Consider the following 15,964-nt stretch of genomic DNA (forward strand, 5'->3'; position numbering starts at 1 on the left):
AAAATCTATGCAAAGATAAAACTAAAAAACAGGAAAGTACCTTTTTACTTTTTCAGAATAGAGGTAGTAGGTTTGTCGGGTTTTGCATACTGTAACCGATCTAAAAGTTGAGGTTTTGAATAGCTATCTAATCCGTTTATAGTAACGCCCTCCGTTTTGCTTAAATCAATCCATCCGTCTTCTGTGTGAACCCCTTCTGGAAGATAAATATCTTGCATAGCTCCAACAACAAGCACAGTGCCATTTTCTTTAATGGGATATTCATTTACATAACGACACGCTATTTTAATAGGCGCTTCTTTTACAAAAGGAGCTTTAAAGTCTCCTTTGAATTCTGAGGTAAGTCCTGTCGCATCAAACTCAGAAATAGATGCATCGTACCGTGCAGAGGTTTGATGTGCTTCTTTTACAATGGAAGAAGTAATATGATTAATCGTAAAAAAACCTGATTCTTTTATATTTAAGTAGGTATGTCTTGGTACTACTGTAGGCCTTGTAATAAAACCTACGAGGGGCGGGTGACTTCCCAAATGTGTAATAGAACTGAAAACAGCAAGATTAGCCACTCCTTCTTGATCTATAGTTCCTAGTAAATTTGCAGATTTATACCCCGTTACACTATTGATAAAGTTGGCTCTAAATCGCGTGTCCATATCCTCAATAGCATCTATATCAAAATGTAGTATCTTTCTCAAAATTTTATTTCAAAAATACAAATTATGTCTGATCTTAACCCTGATTATTTCAAAGTTAATCGCGAGACTTGGAATCAAAAAGTAGCCATTCATGCAACGAGTGACTTCTATAAGATGGATGAGTTTTTGGCGGGAAAAAGTTCATTAAATCACTACGAGCTAGAAGCATTAGGAGATGTAACTGGAAAATCTTTATTGCATCTACAATGTCATTTTGGACAAGATACATTAAGCTTTTCCAGAATGGGGGCAAGATGTACCGGAGTAGATTTAAGTGATGAGGGAATTGCACTTGCTCAGAAATTGGCAAAACAACTAGCATTGGACACTACTTTTGTGAGATGTAATGTACTAGAAACTTCTACCTATATAAAAGAGCAGTTTGATATTGTATTTACAAGTTATGGAACCATAGGCTGGCTGCCAGATTTGAACCCATGGGGAAAAATGATAGCAGAACGCCTAGAATCAGGAGGTATATTCTATATGGTTGAATTTCATCCTCTGGTGTGGATGTTTGATTATACATCTGGAAAAGCTCAGTTGCGATATGGCTATAACCAAAAAGAAGCAATTTATGAGGAGTATGAAGGAACTTATGCAGATCAAAAATCAACCATGATTAGTAAAGAATATGGTTGGAATCATGGGCTAGGAGATGTGATCTCTGCACTTACTAGTCAAGGACTCGTTGTAGAATATCTAAGAGAACATGATGAAAGCCCTTATGATGTATTACCAGATCTTATTAAAAACGAAAACGGCCTTTATGTAACTAAAGACCGTTTATATCCACTTTTATTTGAGCTAAAGGTTAGCAAACCTTAACCTATTCAAATTAAAAATAGATAAAACTTTTGATGTAAGTTTTATTCACTTCAAAGCCTCTTTAAGGAGGCTTTCTTATGCATTTATTTTTAATATTTTTTAGAATTATAGCGATGATATATACATGATTGGTAATGTGCTATTCATATGTTGTTTTTAGAAGTCTGCTTTCAGAGAAACAAGGGCGCTGATTCCTGAAAACAGACTGTATGTGTTTGTAAACAAGCAGTTTATAGTGATAAGTTTGTGCTGGTAATAATAAGTGAATTATTAAATGGATGCGCCAACATTCCTTTTTTAAAATGTAAAAAATCAATTTGGTGATTGTGTTATTTACATACTTGTTTAAATCCAATGTGTACACCGAAAAACATATAGAGTAGGTAAAATAAACAATAAATTAATTATGAAAACATTGAAAACAAGCGCTATCGCAATTCTTTCTTTACTTATATTTTCTTGTAGTAATGACGCAACAATTGAAAATAATAATGAACAAGCACAAACTTCAGCTGATTTTTCTCTTAATAAAATAGAAGAAAATGATTCCTTTAAGAAAGATGTTGCATTACTTAATTATAGAATTCGTAGCCTTGATGAATATACATACGTTAAAGAATTAGTATTCCATAATTTCTCCAGAGAAACGCAAATGGGAGCTACTGTGACTCATAATAGAACTTCATTTTTTGATGATGGATCGTATAATGATGAAGTAGCTGGTGATGGGATTTATACTTCTGCAGCTAGATATGAACATAATGAAATAGTACCATTTTTTGAAGAACACCAATTAATTTCTGTGATGGACGGTATAGCAGTAGATAGACAATTTGCGCATGCAGAAGCACTAAGTAGATTAGAAGCAGCTCAAAACCTACCTTTATTTCTTAACAACACAGATGGTAATGTTAGTTTACAACAAGTAGGCGGAGGCATAGAATTAGATTGTGATGTTGAATTTGGAACTTGTGGATGTTATGCAGATGAATGGGGATGGTGTGATTGCTGCTGTGTTACAGTATCAAATTGCCATGTTACTGTATCTCTTAGCTTTTAACTGAGTCATATAATAATACAAAGCTGAACAATGTACATTGTTCAGCTTTTGTGTTTTAGAGCAATAAAAAGAGATAAAATTCTATGAAATGAGAAATTTTATAGCAACATCTCTTAATGTGCAGTATCTTTTAATAAATGAGGGAATTTTTTTTGGAAACGTCGTAATCTAGGAATCGAAACATTTTGAATGTAAGAACTTCGAGGATGTAGGCGTTCATAATTTTGGTGGTATTCTTCTCCTCTCCAGAATTTTTGAAATGGAAGTATAGATGCCGCTACTTTGCCCTCGCCGTAAATCTTTTCTTGTTCTTTTACCTTCTGAAGGATAATCTCTTTTTCTTTTTCATTTTGATAAAAAATGATAGAACGATATTGTGAACCCCTATCTGGGCCTTGCCCATATACTTGTGTTACATTTTGGGACCCAAAATAGACATCTACTAGCGTTGCAAACGAAACCACATTAGGATCATAATAGATCTCTACCGCTTCGGCATGTCCAGTACGCCCTGTATTACTAGATTCATACGTAGGGTTTTCGGTGTGCCCTCCACTATATCCAGAAATAGATTCTTTTACACCTTTTACACTTTCATATATTGCTTCAACACACCAAAAGCATCCGCTAGCAAAATAAGCTTTGGCTAGCCCATCTTGAGGTTGGGTTTGTACAGGATCTAGCTGTGCTGTAGGTTCGTTAGGTTTATAAGGTGTGCTTTGACATGAGATGGCAAGCACAAGGCTTGTAATGATTATAGATAGTTTCATCTTTGATTTTCTTTTCGCATTTTGTCTACTAAATTACAAGAATCTTACTATTACTTATACTAAGGCTTTGTTAATGCAATGACGTGTTTCTGTAATTTTTGTAATTTTGCACTTAGATATGAAAACATTCTTTCACAAAATAATGGCTATTACAATGGCATGTGTGGTAATTTTTACGACCATGTCCTTTACTGTAGATATGCATTTTTGTGGAGATACCTTGGTAGATGTAGCCCTTTTTAAAGAAGCAAAAAATTGCGGAATGGAAATGGCAATGAATACATCTACTTCTACTGAAATGAAAGGTATGAGTTGTTGTCATGATGAACAAATTGTAAGTATTGGACAAGACGATTTGAAACCTTCTTTCCAACAAATGGATGTAGAACAGCAAAATTTTGTTCTTGCCTTTTATGATTCTTACCTACAATTATTTAGTCCTTTAGATATCCACGAAATCCCTTTTAATGGATATCCGCCACCAGAGATTGTCACAGATATTGTGATCCTTCATGAGCAGTTTTTGATTTGATATATGATGCTTTACTCGTCGCAGTTAAGTTTAATCATATATCATTAATTACATGAAACACATTTTATGGGTTGTTGTAGTATTCGCTTTCGCGAAAGCGTATGCACAAGGCCCCCCAATTACAGCAGACAAGCCTATTATGTTAGGCGGTGGAAGCTTTACCACCAAAACATTAACCGAAATTAGAAACACCGAAAGGGGTACCGCAGTTTATGTGCCTGTTATGTTTCACTATTTACCTACGTCTAATTCATTGTTTGCAGTACACCTTCCTTATATCAATTATGATTTTGAAGGTGGAGCTTCTGGAAGTGCTCTTGCCGATATTAAAGTATTAGGAAAGTATCAATTTTATCGTAAAGACGCTACTGGAAAAACCTTTAGAGTAGTTGCAAAAACCCTTCAAAGTATTCCTACAGGAGATAAGGTTGATTTGATTGGTCTTAGCACAGGCTTCTATGAAGGCTATTATGGCATAGTTTCTGGATATGAAACCTTAAAATATGGTATTTCAACAGAAGTAGGTTATAATTGGTCGCCAGAGGCAACAGTAGATGAATTCCGAGCAAAATTTGGCGTAGGCTTGCCTTTATTAAAACCACAATACCCTAATAAACAAGTCAACCTATTTTTTGAGTATACGAGCTCATTATTTACTGAAAGAGATTGGTATCAATTATTATATGCACAAGGCATACAATATGCAGGAAAAAATATTACGTTTGACCTTGCAGTACAGTTGCCACTCATTCAAAATTTAGATCCAACAAGAGAGTTAAACTATAGTGTATTTCTCGGTACGAGATACACCTTTTAAAACATAAAAAAATGAAAAAAATAATAGTAATCGTATTCGCTGTTTTGATGGCAATACCAGCAGTACAAGCACAAAAAAGTTATGACCAATTTGAAGTGCAAGTTGATGGACTCGGATGTCCATTTTGTGCCTATGGATTAGAGAAAAAATTCAAAGAATTCAAAGGCATTAAAAAAGTAAAAATAGATATAGAAACAGGAGATTTTAGTTTTACATATCCTTCTGAAAAAGCTTTGACAATTGAAGCTGTAGAAGAACAAGTGAAAAAAGCAGGATACACACCTATGTCTGGACGTGTGACTCGTGCTGATGGGACTGTAGAAGAAATGGGAGGCGTTAAGGAAGCCATTGCTAGTGATGCAGAAATAGTAACAGAAAGTACGTTTGTAGCTGGTAATTGTGAGATGTGTCAAGCACGTATCGTAAAAGCATCTACAGATGTTTTTGGAGTCTCGACAGCTGTCTGGAATAAAGACACTAAGCTTTTAGAAGTATCTTATGATAAAAAAGCAACTACATTAGATGCTGTTGAAAAAGCAGTGGCAAAGGCAGGACATGATACAAAGAACCACCAAGCAAAAAATGGCACCTACAAATCATTGCCAGGCTGCTGTGCATACGAACGTGTGGAATATTAATGAAGTAGCTGTCCGTTCGAACGCAATTGAGAACCTCATAGATTTCTAATGGCAATTAGTATCAATGAATCTCTAATAAGCCTTCCCCGCCCCTAAAGGATGGCTTATTCTAATGAAAATAATGCGTATATAATTTTTGCACCTTTTAGGGTTGGGGAAACAAAAAATTAAAAATAGTAGCTGTCCGTTTGGGTGCAGTCGAGAACTACAACTAGAGATTAAAGTATCTTAAGGTTTTCGACTGCACTCGAACAGACATTATAACTAAAATAAGAAACCAAAATGAAATACATATATAGTCTATTAGCACTCCTTATTTTGATAAGCTGTGCAGAAAAAGAGGAGGTTGCAAAAAGCTGGCAACTCTCAAAAACAATTCCTATTACGGGTGTAAATGCTATCGGAATGGCCATTACGTCAGAAGGGATTTGGTTAAGTGACGGAGATCATAATCGGTTGGTATTAATAAACGATGAAGGGAAAACGATAAAAACCATAGATTCTTTAGACCGCCCTATGCACATAGATGCAGAAGGAGAGATGCTTTATGTGCCTCAATATGGTAATGACGAAGTGAGTGTGTTTGTCGATGGAGAAAAGAAAACGCTTGTTCTTTTAGACTCATTAGATGCACCAGCGGGAGTATCTACCTATTTTAAAGAAAAAGCTATTGCCGATTTTTATAATAATCGTATTCTGTATAGTACCGATGGAAAAGAGTTTATCTCTTTTGGGAAAGAAGGAAAAGCAACTGGCGATTTTTATTATCCAACAGATGTACAAATCACAGAAAGCCATATTTGGGTTGCCGATGCCTATAATAACCGTATCCAAGTATTTGATAAGAAAGGAACCTTCTTGAAGGTCATAGGAGTCGATCAAAAAATGAATGCAGCTACAGGAATTTTTGTAAACCCTACCGAAGTATTTGTAACCGATTTTGAAAATGATCGTGTCTTGATATTTAATCACGAAGGAGTGTTGCAACAAGAACTTTCAAAAGGAGTAGAGAAGCCCATAGAAGTGATTCAACATCAAGGACACCTTTTTGTGAGTAACTATAGAAGAAGCGAACTATTAGTTTTTGACTGGAAAGCTATTCCAGAAGGCGAAAATCACCAAGAAGACACACACGATCACGACCATGATCACTAAGACGATGCAATATAGCTATACTATAAAAGGAATGACCTGTAATGGGTGCCGAGCTAGCGTAGAAAGAGATTTGAAAGCATTGCCAGAAGTCAGTGACGCTATTGTTTCTCTAGAGAACGAAGAAGCCATTATTCATATGACTTCTCCTGTTTCTTTAGAGACATTACAAGCTGGGTTAAAATCTAAATATACCATTGAAGAGAAATTTGAAAAGCAAGTAGTTGATAGCACCACAGAAGCGCCGCTTTCAAAATGGGCGCAACTGCGCCCATTGTTTCTCATCTTTGGATATATCACAATCGCAAGCATAGCGATGCATTATAAGACTTGGGATGCACAAGAAGCAATGCTAGACTTTATGGGACTGTTTTACATAGTGTTTAGCTTCTTTAAGTTTTTAGATCTCAAAGGATTTGTAGATAGTTTTAGGATGTATGATCCTTTGGCTAGCAACATAAAACTATATGGTTGGATATATCCTTTTATAGAACTAGGACTAGGGATTTTATTTTTATTTCGTTTAGAAATTCCCATTGCTTTAGTAGCAACACTTGTGATTCTAGGAATTACAACGGTAGGCGTTACGAGAAGTTTACTCAGTAAACAAGAGATTCAATGTGCCTGTTTAGGAACGGCTTTAAAATTACCTATGACAGAAGCTACCTTTATTGAGAATGCTATTATGATTGCGATGGCTGTTTTTATGCTCTTCATATAATTCCCGCGTAGGCGGGAATCTTCGCGTAGGCGGGAATCTTTCCTTACTTAGGCGATACTCAGCATAAACCCCAGTAAGGACTTTCGCGAAGACGGATATCTCATTCGAGTGCATTTAGTCTATTAATGTAATAATAATTCCTTCTCTCTCTGGGAGAAGGTTAGGATGAGGGCTTTTTAAACTTTCACAATAATTTATAATGAGATTCTGAAATAAATTCAGAATGACATATGATTGCTTCTTTTTATTGTCAATGAAAAAAAGAAAAGAGATCTATTAGTATTTATAGAAGTCCTAATTTTTTATGAAACAATTGTCTGTTCTAGTCTTTCACCTTTGTTCAAGACTGGCCAAAGTTGAGAACTAAACTGAATATTACATAATCCAAGAATTCTCGACTGCGCCCGAATAGACATTACAATACACTTTTTTATATTTACAGGATGGCATATATCATTCCTATTGTTGTATTTGTGTTTGTACTTCTTTTGCTTTCGCGAAAGCGTACTAAGAAACAAGCAAAACCTTTTCCAGGTCATTGGCACGAAATTCTGTTGAAACGTGTTCTGTTTTATAGAAAACTCACCAAAGAGCAACAGCTCGTATTTCAAAAACGTACGATGCTTTTTTTAAATGAAATTTATATCGAAGCCGTAGGATTTGAACTAGAAGAGTTAGATACCATATTAGTTGCAGCAAGTGCAGTAATTCCTGTATTTGGATTTAAAGAATGGCATTATAATAATCTAAGTACCGTATTGATTTATCCTGATTATTTTGATAAGAATCTATCGTTTGATGCAGATGTAAAAGATCGCAAAATTGCAGGACTGGTAGGTACAGGACGTTTTAAAAACCAAATGATTCTATCGCGTAAAGCATTACATCACGGCTTTACGAATGCTACCGACAAAGGAAATACAGCTATTCATGAGTTTATTCACTTACTAGATAATACGGATGGTGTTACAGACGGAATCCCTGAACGATTATTAGAGCATCAATACATTGCTCCATGGTTGGCATTAATGCACAAAGAAATGGAAGCGATCCATAATGATGCTTCAGATATCCGGAGCTACGGTGGTACAAGTCAAATAGAGTTTTTTGCGGTGGCTTCTGAATACTTTTTTGAACGTCCAGATTTATTTAAACGCAAACATCCAGAACTCTATGAGATGTTATCTAGATGTTTTACACCTTCTGGAACAAGAAAATTATAAAAAGAAGTTTTCTATAGCATATAATAGATTTATCGAATATCCGCTTTGTTTAATAATTGCATTATTTAGCGTCATTCCGAATTTATTTCGGAATCTCATCAAATGCATAATCAAACTATTGTGAATGAGAAGCTGAAACAAGTTCAGCTTGACTAAAATTCAGTATTAGTAATAAAGGGCAATCAAATAGATTTATTTTTATTCTGTAAAAGATGATTGTTTTTCTTAAAAAAAGAAAAGTACTAATTATAAGTAAGTTATAATTAATTGTAGTTTGCATCTACTGAAATGACTGTATAAGCAATTGTTTTTCCTTGGTGAGAAATACAAACTTTATTATCATTGTTGCTTGTTATAGGGAATTTGAATTCACTTCCCTCAACGAAATGACTAGTTTACTCAATGTGGCTCGTTTTTTGAATAAAAGAAGGCTAGTTTTAAATTCTTTATTTAAAAACAAAAAAGAAATGTATTTAATGAGAAACTATCGACAAAAAGAGAATTTAATGTGATAAAAAACAGAAAAAGAAGTAACAAAATTGAATATTAAGCTACTAATCATAGGGCCTTATAGGGATACAGTAAAATTTACATTTGAAACAAACTGAAAATAACTATTTGAAAGTTAATATTGATCGGTAATTACTAGATTATAAGTGAGTTTAGATAATTTTAAGAATTAATTATAAAAGAATAAGCCAATTTTAACAGTTTTTTTCTTGAATCAATATGTACTCATAAAGAAAAAATGACGTTCTTTAGAGTTCAATAATTAGTAAGTTTAGACTTACAGTATTTGTAAGAGATTACCACACATTACGTACTATGTCGTAGGGGAAGTAATAGATGATAGTACATTCAATTTTAGAAAACAACCAAGATATAATACAAATGTATTTTGGAACAAGTATCTCTAGACGTAAATATATGTCGGGGTAAGAAATAATTACTATATAATGTACGTTGTATAGTACTATAGTTAAGTCACTTTATGGATGCATTGGGCATTTTCTGTGGTGCGTTGATTCTCAATGCTATCCTTAGTGATTTAACTATAAAGGATGTAATTTTCATGTAAGAAAACCTTAAAAAGGGATATATGAAAATGTAAATAATAAAAAATTGCTTCGTAGTTTTAATAGAAGCTTAGCACGTGATTAGTGTTACGTTAACAATAGAGTTACGATCTTTATACTGAAAATAGAAATCACCACTACACCCTATTTTCAAACCAAACCAGTCATACATTAAATATACTGGAAAACAAAAGGAACATTTTATAGCTGTACATACAGTTGATAAACAGTTCAAAATACACCACACACTTAGGACTGACTCATAAGGGGAATATGTTGTCGCAGTTAGTCTATTCATTTTTTAAACACCACACGTCACCCAATTATTGGGTTTAAGACCTTGTATGTCTTGTTGTAACAATTGCATAGCTATTCTCTATGCGATAAAAAACAAGCACGGGTTTTATTGAAAAAGAAACAAAAGCATAGCCTATGGCTAATGACTTATGTTATATCACTATGAGGATACCCTGAGAACTTTTATGTGGGGTGTTTGGGCTTGGGGTACTCCTTAGGTGGTATAACAATAGAATACTTGTTAAGATTTGGAATATGCTTAAAACAATTTGAATTGTAGTGTTTTCAGATGAAATATAAAATAAAAGCATAGCCATAGCTATGGTTTTATTTTCTACTGAAATATGGGAGCAATAGAAACAAATTTTTAGCTCATTTCAAGTCTTAATAAGTATAACAATCACAAAGGACACCCCATCTAGGTATGTGGTGTGGTGCTAACCCTAGATGCGTCCTGCGTGGTGTTATTGAATTTTAAATGTTTTATGTGTTATAAAACAATGCAGGTATTATTTTGACCATGAGGTTGAAAAGGTATCTGTAGTAATAAAAATAAGGATATTAATATGCAAGATATACCACAAGCAAGTGAGCAATATCAGGGTTTGACATCTTCTTCGGATGGAAAAAATGTAATGCCGAGATTACAACCTATTTCCCATTTCTTTTTAGAGGGAGATAACTTTTCTCAAACTGAATCACAAAAGTTTGGACCCATTTCTGCGAGTGTGTTTAACACAACTTCGAGGGTCACTTTTACAGGATCTAAAAAAATATATGCGATATGTCAAGGAACTGTGTTTATTCAACCTCAAACTGGAAATGCAGATAAGGTTAATGTGTTATTGAAACCTTATAAGCAGCCTATTAACGGGTTGTCTATAAAGTATTTTATATATAGGGGATTAAATAAAAATGATTTTGTCAATGGACTTCAAGTAGCACCAAAGGGAAGTAATGCTACAGGATTTGTAAATTACATATGGGATGAATTTGAAAGTTTTCATGATGTTGAAGACGGAGAAACAGCTCCTAGTTTTTTAGCGAAATATATAGGTTTTCCAGAGAATGAAATAGATCAAGAAGTATCTGGATATATAGATCAATTCTTCTATAAAATAGCAACGTATACAGAGGGAGAAACCCCTCAAGAAAATCCAGAAGGAGCTTATGAATTGCCTATTATTTCAAGAGGGACACACTTAGGAAATGCGACAGAGTCTATAGGCTTAGATATTATATTAAATATAGGGGATTATTATATAGAAAATGATCCTAACCCTTTTAAGTTAGATCTTACTTTTGCAAGAGTTGAAGATGGAAAATTAGAAACAACAGGCATTCCAGAAGGTTTTCAAACAAAACTGCTTAAAGAGGCTTGTACGCAGTTTATAGATCCAGCAGCTTTCTACGGTACGCATGCAAATGGTATTGGTAAATTATTTATAGATGAAGTAGAAAATCCAATAACTACTAAAGAACAAATTGCTTCAAAACTTAATGGGTTTTTAACAAAAAACACCATATATCTATATATACAAGGAGAACGAAGACGATCGTATAATTTTTATAATAATTATCAATATTCTGAAGATAATACTAATGATATAAAAATTGGTGCTGACGCTGAAAGTTTACAAGAAACACAATTTAGAACCTTAGGCTGGCCAGTTGAAGTTATAGAAAGTGGTGAATATTTAAATCCAGATACTGGTACAATTGCTATGCAATTGGTGACAGACGGGAATGAAGAAGCCATTTTATATACAGAAAAAGGAGTGTTACTTTCTGGTAACACAAATAATTTTGTACAAAAAGAAAATCTAATACCTGAAGTTACTTTAGATCCTACTGAAACTGTAGAAGAAAAGTATACCAAAACAGTTTTATATGGATTGCCAAAAGACAATAACAATAGAATAATATGTAATTGGTTGTCATTGAATTATAAAGGGAAATCACATTATATAATTGGAAGTTCAGATGCAGAGCAAAGATTCTATCCTTTAAAGGAGATCGATCAATTGTATAATTTACTGAATGTTAATTCGTTTATTTCTCTAGATAATTCTTTTGCTAGTGTCTTGGATAAAAGAATAATTACTCAACATTTTGAAACTAATAAATTAATTGAGGTAGGAACTGTTGTTTCAAGAAGAATAGAAGATATAATTTCTAATGATGAGTCAGTTGTACGGAGAGTAACTTTTGAATCTGTTTTAGTAGATGTTAATAGAGATACTCAATCTTTTTATAAAACGGGAAGCCCATTAAAAGAGTCTTTAGTTGATAATATAAATCAAAACGACTCTAATCAAAACAATATTTATACCCCGCAAATACCTTATTATATTGATACTATTCATTTTTCTGATGGGAGTAATGTTATAAATGGACTCTTATTAGAATCGCAGGATAGAAAAAGACCTATGAAATATGTAGTGGGTTTATCTTATGAAGAGTGGATGCAAATACAAAGCTTAATTTCTGAGAATAGTCTTACCAATGCAAGCCTCTTTTTTGATGATACTCTTTATCTAGATACAGATACTTATACATCAGAAGAAGAGTACTTATTTAAGAAATATAATCTAGGAGTTATAGGAGAAGGTATTGAAGGGGAATTAATTTACTACCTACCATCAGAGGTTATAACGATATATACTATAGATCAGTTATTTCATTTCTCCGAATCATATAGTAAACATGTTGAATCACTGAATACGTATAGTGAAGATCTATACTTTTTAGATATTATACCAGGATAGATTATGGAAGCAGTACTGACATATTATGGACATGCAGTGAGTACCGAAGGATTAGATATAGATTCTTTAAGGTTTAATGTTAATGGTTTTTTAAGCAGTTTTAAAACAAAAGAAACAGAACCAGGTGCAGATAATGGAGTTAAATATATTTTTACCAGAGGGCATGAATTTGTAGATAAAGGAAGGCATATTAATATAAATGAAATCAAAAAATATACATCTTCCGGATATTATGAAGAGATTAAATATTTAGAATATTATAAAGATAGAAAACGATTAGATGTTAGAGAAATAGATTCACATCTCACAAAATTTGTTTTCAATAAAGTTAAAGAGGGGGATATAATAGAAGTTCCTGTTCATAAGGAAAATCAAACTTCTACCGAATTTTATAAAACGATACTTTACACTTTTCCGCATGATGGTAGAAGTGGTTCCTATAAAAAAGACGGCAAACGTGAGTTAGATATTAATGATGTTTTGACAATAGTTGGAGTTACTTCTAATGAACAACCGCAAAAAGTACAAAATTCAAATGCAAATGCTTTTTATAGTAATTATCTAAGCAAATTAGACATTGTGCCAATTTTTCAAAGAGATCAATTTACAGAGCTTATTATAAATATAGCTTTACGTATAGGAATGATTGAGAATACTGTATTTCCAATTCTTACTAGTAATAATTGCTCAGATGTACTAATGCAGGATTTAATAAATGATCTACATTTTCAATGGCAAGCGATGCCTGAAGATGAACTAATAAATGTCCAATACTTAGCAAGTTATTTGCATAATTTATCAGCATTGTACGCGGTAGTGTACCGGAATAAAATTATAATTGAATCCTCAGATTGTATAGATAGATATATCCTTTTAATTGATCTTGCATCTCCAAATGCATTAGCAGCAATTCCGTATGTAACAAAAACATCGTTATTAAGGTCATTTATTGAAAATCAAGAATTTAAATTAGATACATTTTCTTCTTGGAATTCAGCAGTTAATATAGCAGTAGCTTTAGATACAGGCATTATAGGGATTACTGCAAAAAACCAGCAAGTAGCGTTAAAAATTATTGCCAGCTTAAATCTTAACGAATATGATGAATTTTTAGAATCTTTTCTATTAAGATTTAAGGATGGAGGTAAAACTTATTATGAGATTTTTTATAATCTTATGGACGATACTGTTGTTTCGGAAATATTTGGATTAAGTTGGTTTACCAAGAAACGAACTAATAGAAAACATTTTGTAAATGCGATTTACCAATTATGGTTGAAATCAAAATACAACATGAATTATCATGCTAATAATCCCAACTTGGAAGAAGTTAATGAAAATAGTTTCTTTTTATTACCTGAAAATATAGATACTTATTGGTTTAAAAAAGATGAAGATGGTAATGATGTACCTAAGAATGCTGTTTTTGAATATTTTTATTGGGATATTATTATTGCTTCTGTAGAAATTGGATATAGACCCGTAAAACTTAAGGGTAAGGAAATAGAATTTGAAACTTATGTAAAAGCTAAGGATATTGGGAGTCTATATGTTCCTGATCGTAATTCTATTGGTAGTGTGGGCTCTTATCACTTATATCAACCTATATCGGTTATTTCATATCAAGAATCTTTAAACTTAGGAATAAGAGTTCCAGATAGTGACCCGATTCCTGCCTTTTTATTGCAATATACACAAGAATATAAGGAAGTTGAAGAACTTATAGCTACTACAAATTTAATTGTTGAATTATCATTAGAAGTAATTTTAACGATAGGTACAGGTAGTATAAGTAGCATACGTCATATTCGACACATGCCACATATAACTAAATGGAGACAGGCTTTAAATAGTTCTTCAGGGTTAGAAGCTCCAGTACTATTTTGGAAAGGACTTGAAGGTGTAACAGAAGTAGTTTCAATTTCTGCTGGAGTATTGGGCTCATTTAATCAATATATTAATACTACCACAGGTAATCAAGAATTAAAAGATTTAACAGCAAAGCTTAATTATGTATTTCTTTTTACAGCGCTCGCCTCTGGTGGTGGAGCAAATATTGCCACAAAAAAAGCTTCAAAAGCTGCCGATGAAGTAATTGATGAGATTCAAACCTTAAATAATGCTGTGCCTCCTATACCACATAATATTCCTGAAGATATTCTTGAAATTATTACAAAAATTAGAACAGGTAGAACAGGAGAATTTAATGATTTTCAAACCATATTAAATAACTTAGATGAAACAATTTATGGAGGAGCACAGGGAATTAAAACAAAATTCAATAGTCTTTCTCCTTCTGATAAATTAGATTTTTGGTTGGATTTCAATGCATCTCAAAAAAACCACCCTAGTTTTTGGCTAGCTTTAAATGAAAATAATGCTGTTGCTTTTGATCGTTGGCAGAATTTAAAGGTACTCGGAACACCCGACAGGAATCAGTTTAGAGTATTAACGGAGACAGATACATATACAGGGTATACAAACTTATTTGAACAAGTTATTTTAAGAGATGAACTTTTTAGCTTAAATTATACAAGACGTTTCCAGTTTGTTAAATTATTTGGTAATATAGATTCGGAGATATTTGATATTTTAAAGGTACGTCCTGATAAAATTGCAGAATGGAGTAATGCTTCTGATGATTTAAAAGTAATTTTAAAACAAACAGAATATTTTTGGTTGAATACAGACTTTACTCCACCTCAATTAAAAGCAATGGCGGATTATTTAACTAATGGTTTGGCAATACGTCAATTTTCTAAGCCAAATTATAATCATATGGTAGCATGGTATGCTGATCCTTTAAGAAAAGAAGAGCTAATTGCTAGAGTTAAGAGATTTAGTTTAGGAAATGCTTTAGAAAAACCATTTAATGATTTTTTAAAGAATACACTTACAGATACACAACGAGGGTATACTAGTGTTGATATTAGGTTTTTTGATGCTAATGGAGACGTAATTGGTGGAGATAATTTTGAACTAGATGGATTAGTATATGATATTACTACTAACAAGTTTGAAAAGATATATTCAGTTAAAATACCTGATGAGCATGATCCGAAGGGAGACATATCAAAAATGACTTCTATATTTAAAAATATACCAGATGGAGGTGATGATTTTGTATTGCATATTATAGATAACTATACTAAAAATTTTAGGGATAAACAGATCATCAGAATGGAATCATATGAGTACCAAGGTACGGATATAATTACAGGAGAAACTATAAGTTGGTCTCCTGCAGATTTTAAAAATGCAATTAAGAATTTTTATAGTAAGAATTTTGATTTCGTAAAAATATATCCTGAAACTTTTGGAGTTACAAAAGAAGATTTACACGAATATGTATATCAATTTTTAAAACAATATTTTAATTAAAAACTT

At 32.8% G+C, this 15,964-nt stretch carries 12 protein-coding genes; 10 read left to right on the forward strand and 2 right to left on the reverse strand.

The genetic code is table 11. The features are described from left to right. Positions 1-44: 44 nt before the first annotated feature. Positions 45-695, reverse strand: a complete 651-nt coding sequence (locus tag CHB80_RS13455; RefSeq protein ID WP_229746949.1) for a flavin reductase family protein — start codon at positions 693-695, stop codon at positions 45-47. Positions 696-719: 24 nt separating this feature from the next. Here CHB80_RS13455 and CHB80_RS13460 point away from each other — a divergent pair, with 24 nt between their 5' ends. Beyond that, positions 720-1,523, forward strand: a complete 804-nt coding sequence (locus CHB80_RS13460; protein ID WP_089372015.1) for a class I SAM-dependent methyltransferase — start codon at positions 720-722, stop codon at positions 1,521-1,523. 406 nt (positions 1,524-1,929) lie between these two features. Beyond that, positions 1,930-2,583, forward strand: coding sequence for a choice-of-anchor X domain-containing protein (locus CHB80_RS13465; RefSeq protein ID WP_089372016.1), 654 nt, complete (start codon positions 1,930-1,932; stop codon positions 2,581-2,583). A gap of 113 nt (positions 2,584-2,696) precedes the next feature. Here the strand turns inward: CHB80_RS13465 and msrA are convergent, their stop codons facing one another. Beyond that, entirely contained in the window at positions 2,697-3,353 is a 657-nt protein-coding gene (msrA, locus tag CHB80_RS13470) for a peptide-methionine (S)-S-oxide reductase MsrA (protein WP_089372017.1), read from the reverse strand. 118 nt (positions 3,354-3,471) lie between these two features. On the opposite strand from msrA, the gene CHB80_RS13475 reads away from it, so the two are divergent. The 8 genes from CHB80_RS13475 to CHB80_RS13510 all read left to right on the forward strand — a co-directional run bounded on the left by CHB80_RS13475 (position 3,472) and on the right by CHB80_RS13510 (position 15,958). After that, the gene (locus CHB80_RS13475; protein ID WP_229746950.1) at positions 3,472-3,885 is read left to right on the forward strand and encodes an HYC_CC_PP family protein; all 414 of its coding nucleotides are present in this window, start codon (positions 3,472-3,474) and stop codon (positions 3,883-3,885) included. Between the two features lie 52 nt (positions 3,886-3,937). Beyond that, positions 3,938-4,702 carry a hypothetical protein gene (locus tag CHB80_RS13480; protein ID WP_089372019.1) on the forward strand — a complete coding sequence of 255 codons (765 nt, stop codon included), beginning with the start codon at positions 3,938-3,940 and terminating at the stop codon, positions 4,700-4,702. 11 nt (positions 4,703-4,713) lie between these two features. Continuing rightward, complete coding sequence (locus tag CHB80_RS13485; protein ID WP_089372020.1) at positions 4,714-5,340, forward strand: heavy-metal-associated domain-containing protein; 627 nt, start codon at positions 4,714-4,716, stop codon at positions 5,338-5,340. Between the two features lie 282 nt (positions 5,341-5,622). Then, the gene (locus CHB80_RS13490; protein ID WP_089372021.1) at positions 5,623-6,495 is read left to right on the forward strand and encodes an NHL repeat-containing protein; all 873 of its coding nucleotides are present in this window, start codon (positions 5,623-5,625) and stop codon (positions 6,493-6,495) included. Between the two features lie 4 nt (positions 6,496-6,499). Continuing rightward, entirely contained in the window at positions 6,500-7,213 is a 714-nt protein-coding gene (locus CHB80_RS13495) for a heavy-metal-associated domain-containing protein (protein ID WP_089372250.1), read from the forward strand. 443 nt (positions 7,214-7,656) lie between these two features. Then, positions 7,657-8,436: a M90 family metallopeptidase gene (locus CHB80_RS13500; RefSeq protein WP_089372022.1), complete on the forward strand. Its 780-nt coding sequence runs from the start codon at positions 7,657-7,659 to the stop codon at positions 8,434-8,436. A gap of 1,939 nt (positions 8,437-10,375) precedes the next feature. Then, positions 10,376-12,577 carry a hypothetical protein gene (locus tag CHB80_RS13505; RefSeq protein ID WP_089372023.1) on the forward strand — a complete coding sequence of 734 codons (2,202 nt, stop codon included), beginning with the start codon at positions 10,376-10,378 and terminating at the stop codon, positions 12,575-12,577. 3 nt (positions 12,578-12,580) lie between these two features. Beyond that, positions 12,581-15,958: a hypothetical protein gene (locus CHB80_RS13510; RefSeq protein ID WP_089372024.1), complete on the forward strand. Its 3,378-nt coding sequence runs from the start codon at positions 12,581-12,583 to the stop codon at positions 15,956-15,958. Positions 15,959-15,964 lie beyond the last annotated feature (6 nt).

Origin of the sequence: Dokdonia pacifica, from assembly GCF_900188275.1 — a bacterium.
GTDB classification, from domain to species: Bacteria; Bacteroidota; Bacteroidia; order Flavobacteriales; family Flavobacteriaceae; genus Dokdonia; species Dokdonia pacifica.

Bases quoted from the DNA above. Each gene is read 5' to 3' on its own strand.
- msrA (WP_089372017.1), bottom strand. From the start codon at position 3,353: ATGAAACTATCTATAATCATTACAAGCCTTGTGCTTGCCATCTCATGT.
- CHB80_RS13510 (WP_089372024.1), top strand. From the start codon at position 12,581: ATGGAAGCAGTACTGACATATTATGGACATGCAGTGAGTACCGAAGGA.
- CHB80_RS13460 (WP_089372015.1), top strand. From the start codon at position 720: ATGTCTGATCTTAACCCTGATTATTTCAAAGTTAATCGCGAGACTTGG.
- CHB80_RS13505 (WP_089372023.1), top strand. From the start codon at position 10,376: ATGCAAGATATACCACAAGCAAGTGAGCAATATCAGGGTTTGACATCT.
- CHB80_RS13490 (WP_089372021.1), top strand. From the start codon at position 5,623: ATGAAATACATATATAGTCTATTAGCACTCCTTATTTTGATAAGCTGT.
- CHB80_RS13475 (WP_229746950.1), top strand. From the start codon at position 3,472: ATGAAAACATTCTTTCACAAAATAATGGCTATTACAATGGCATGTGTG.
- CHB80_RS13500 (WP_089372022.1), top strand. From the start codon at position 7,657: ATGGCATATATCATTCCTATTGTTGTATTTGTGTTTGTACTTCTTTTG.
- CHB80_RS13485 (WP_089372020.1), top strand. From the start codon at position 4,714: ATGAAAAAAATAATAGTAATCGTATTCGCTGTTTTGATGGCAATACCA.
- CHB80_RS13480 (WP_089372019.1), top strand. From the start codon at position 3,938: ATGAAACACATTTTATGGGTTGTTGTAGTATTCGCTTTCGCGAAAGCG.
- CHB80_RS13495 (WP_089372250.1), top strand. From the start codon at position 6,500: ATGCAATATAGCTATACTATAAAAGGAATGACCTGTAATGGGTGCCGA.
- CHB80_RS13465 (WP_089372016.1), top strand. From the start codon at position 1,930: ATGAAAACATTGAAAACAAGCGCTATCGCAATTCTTTCTTTACTTATA.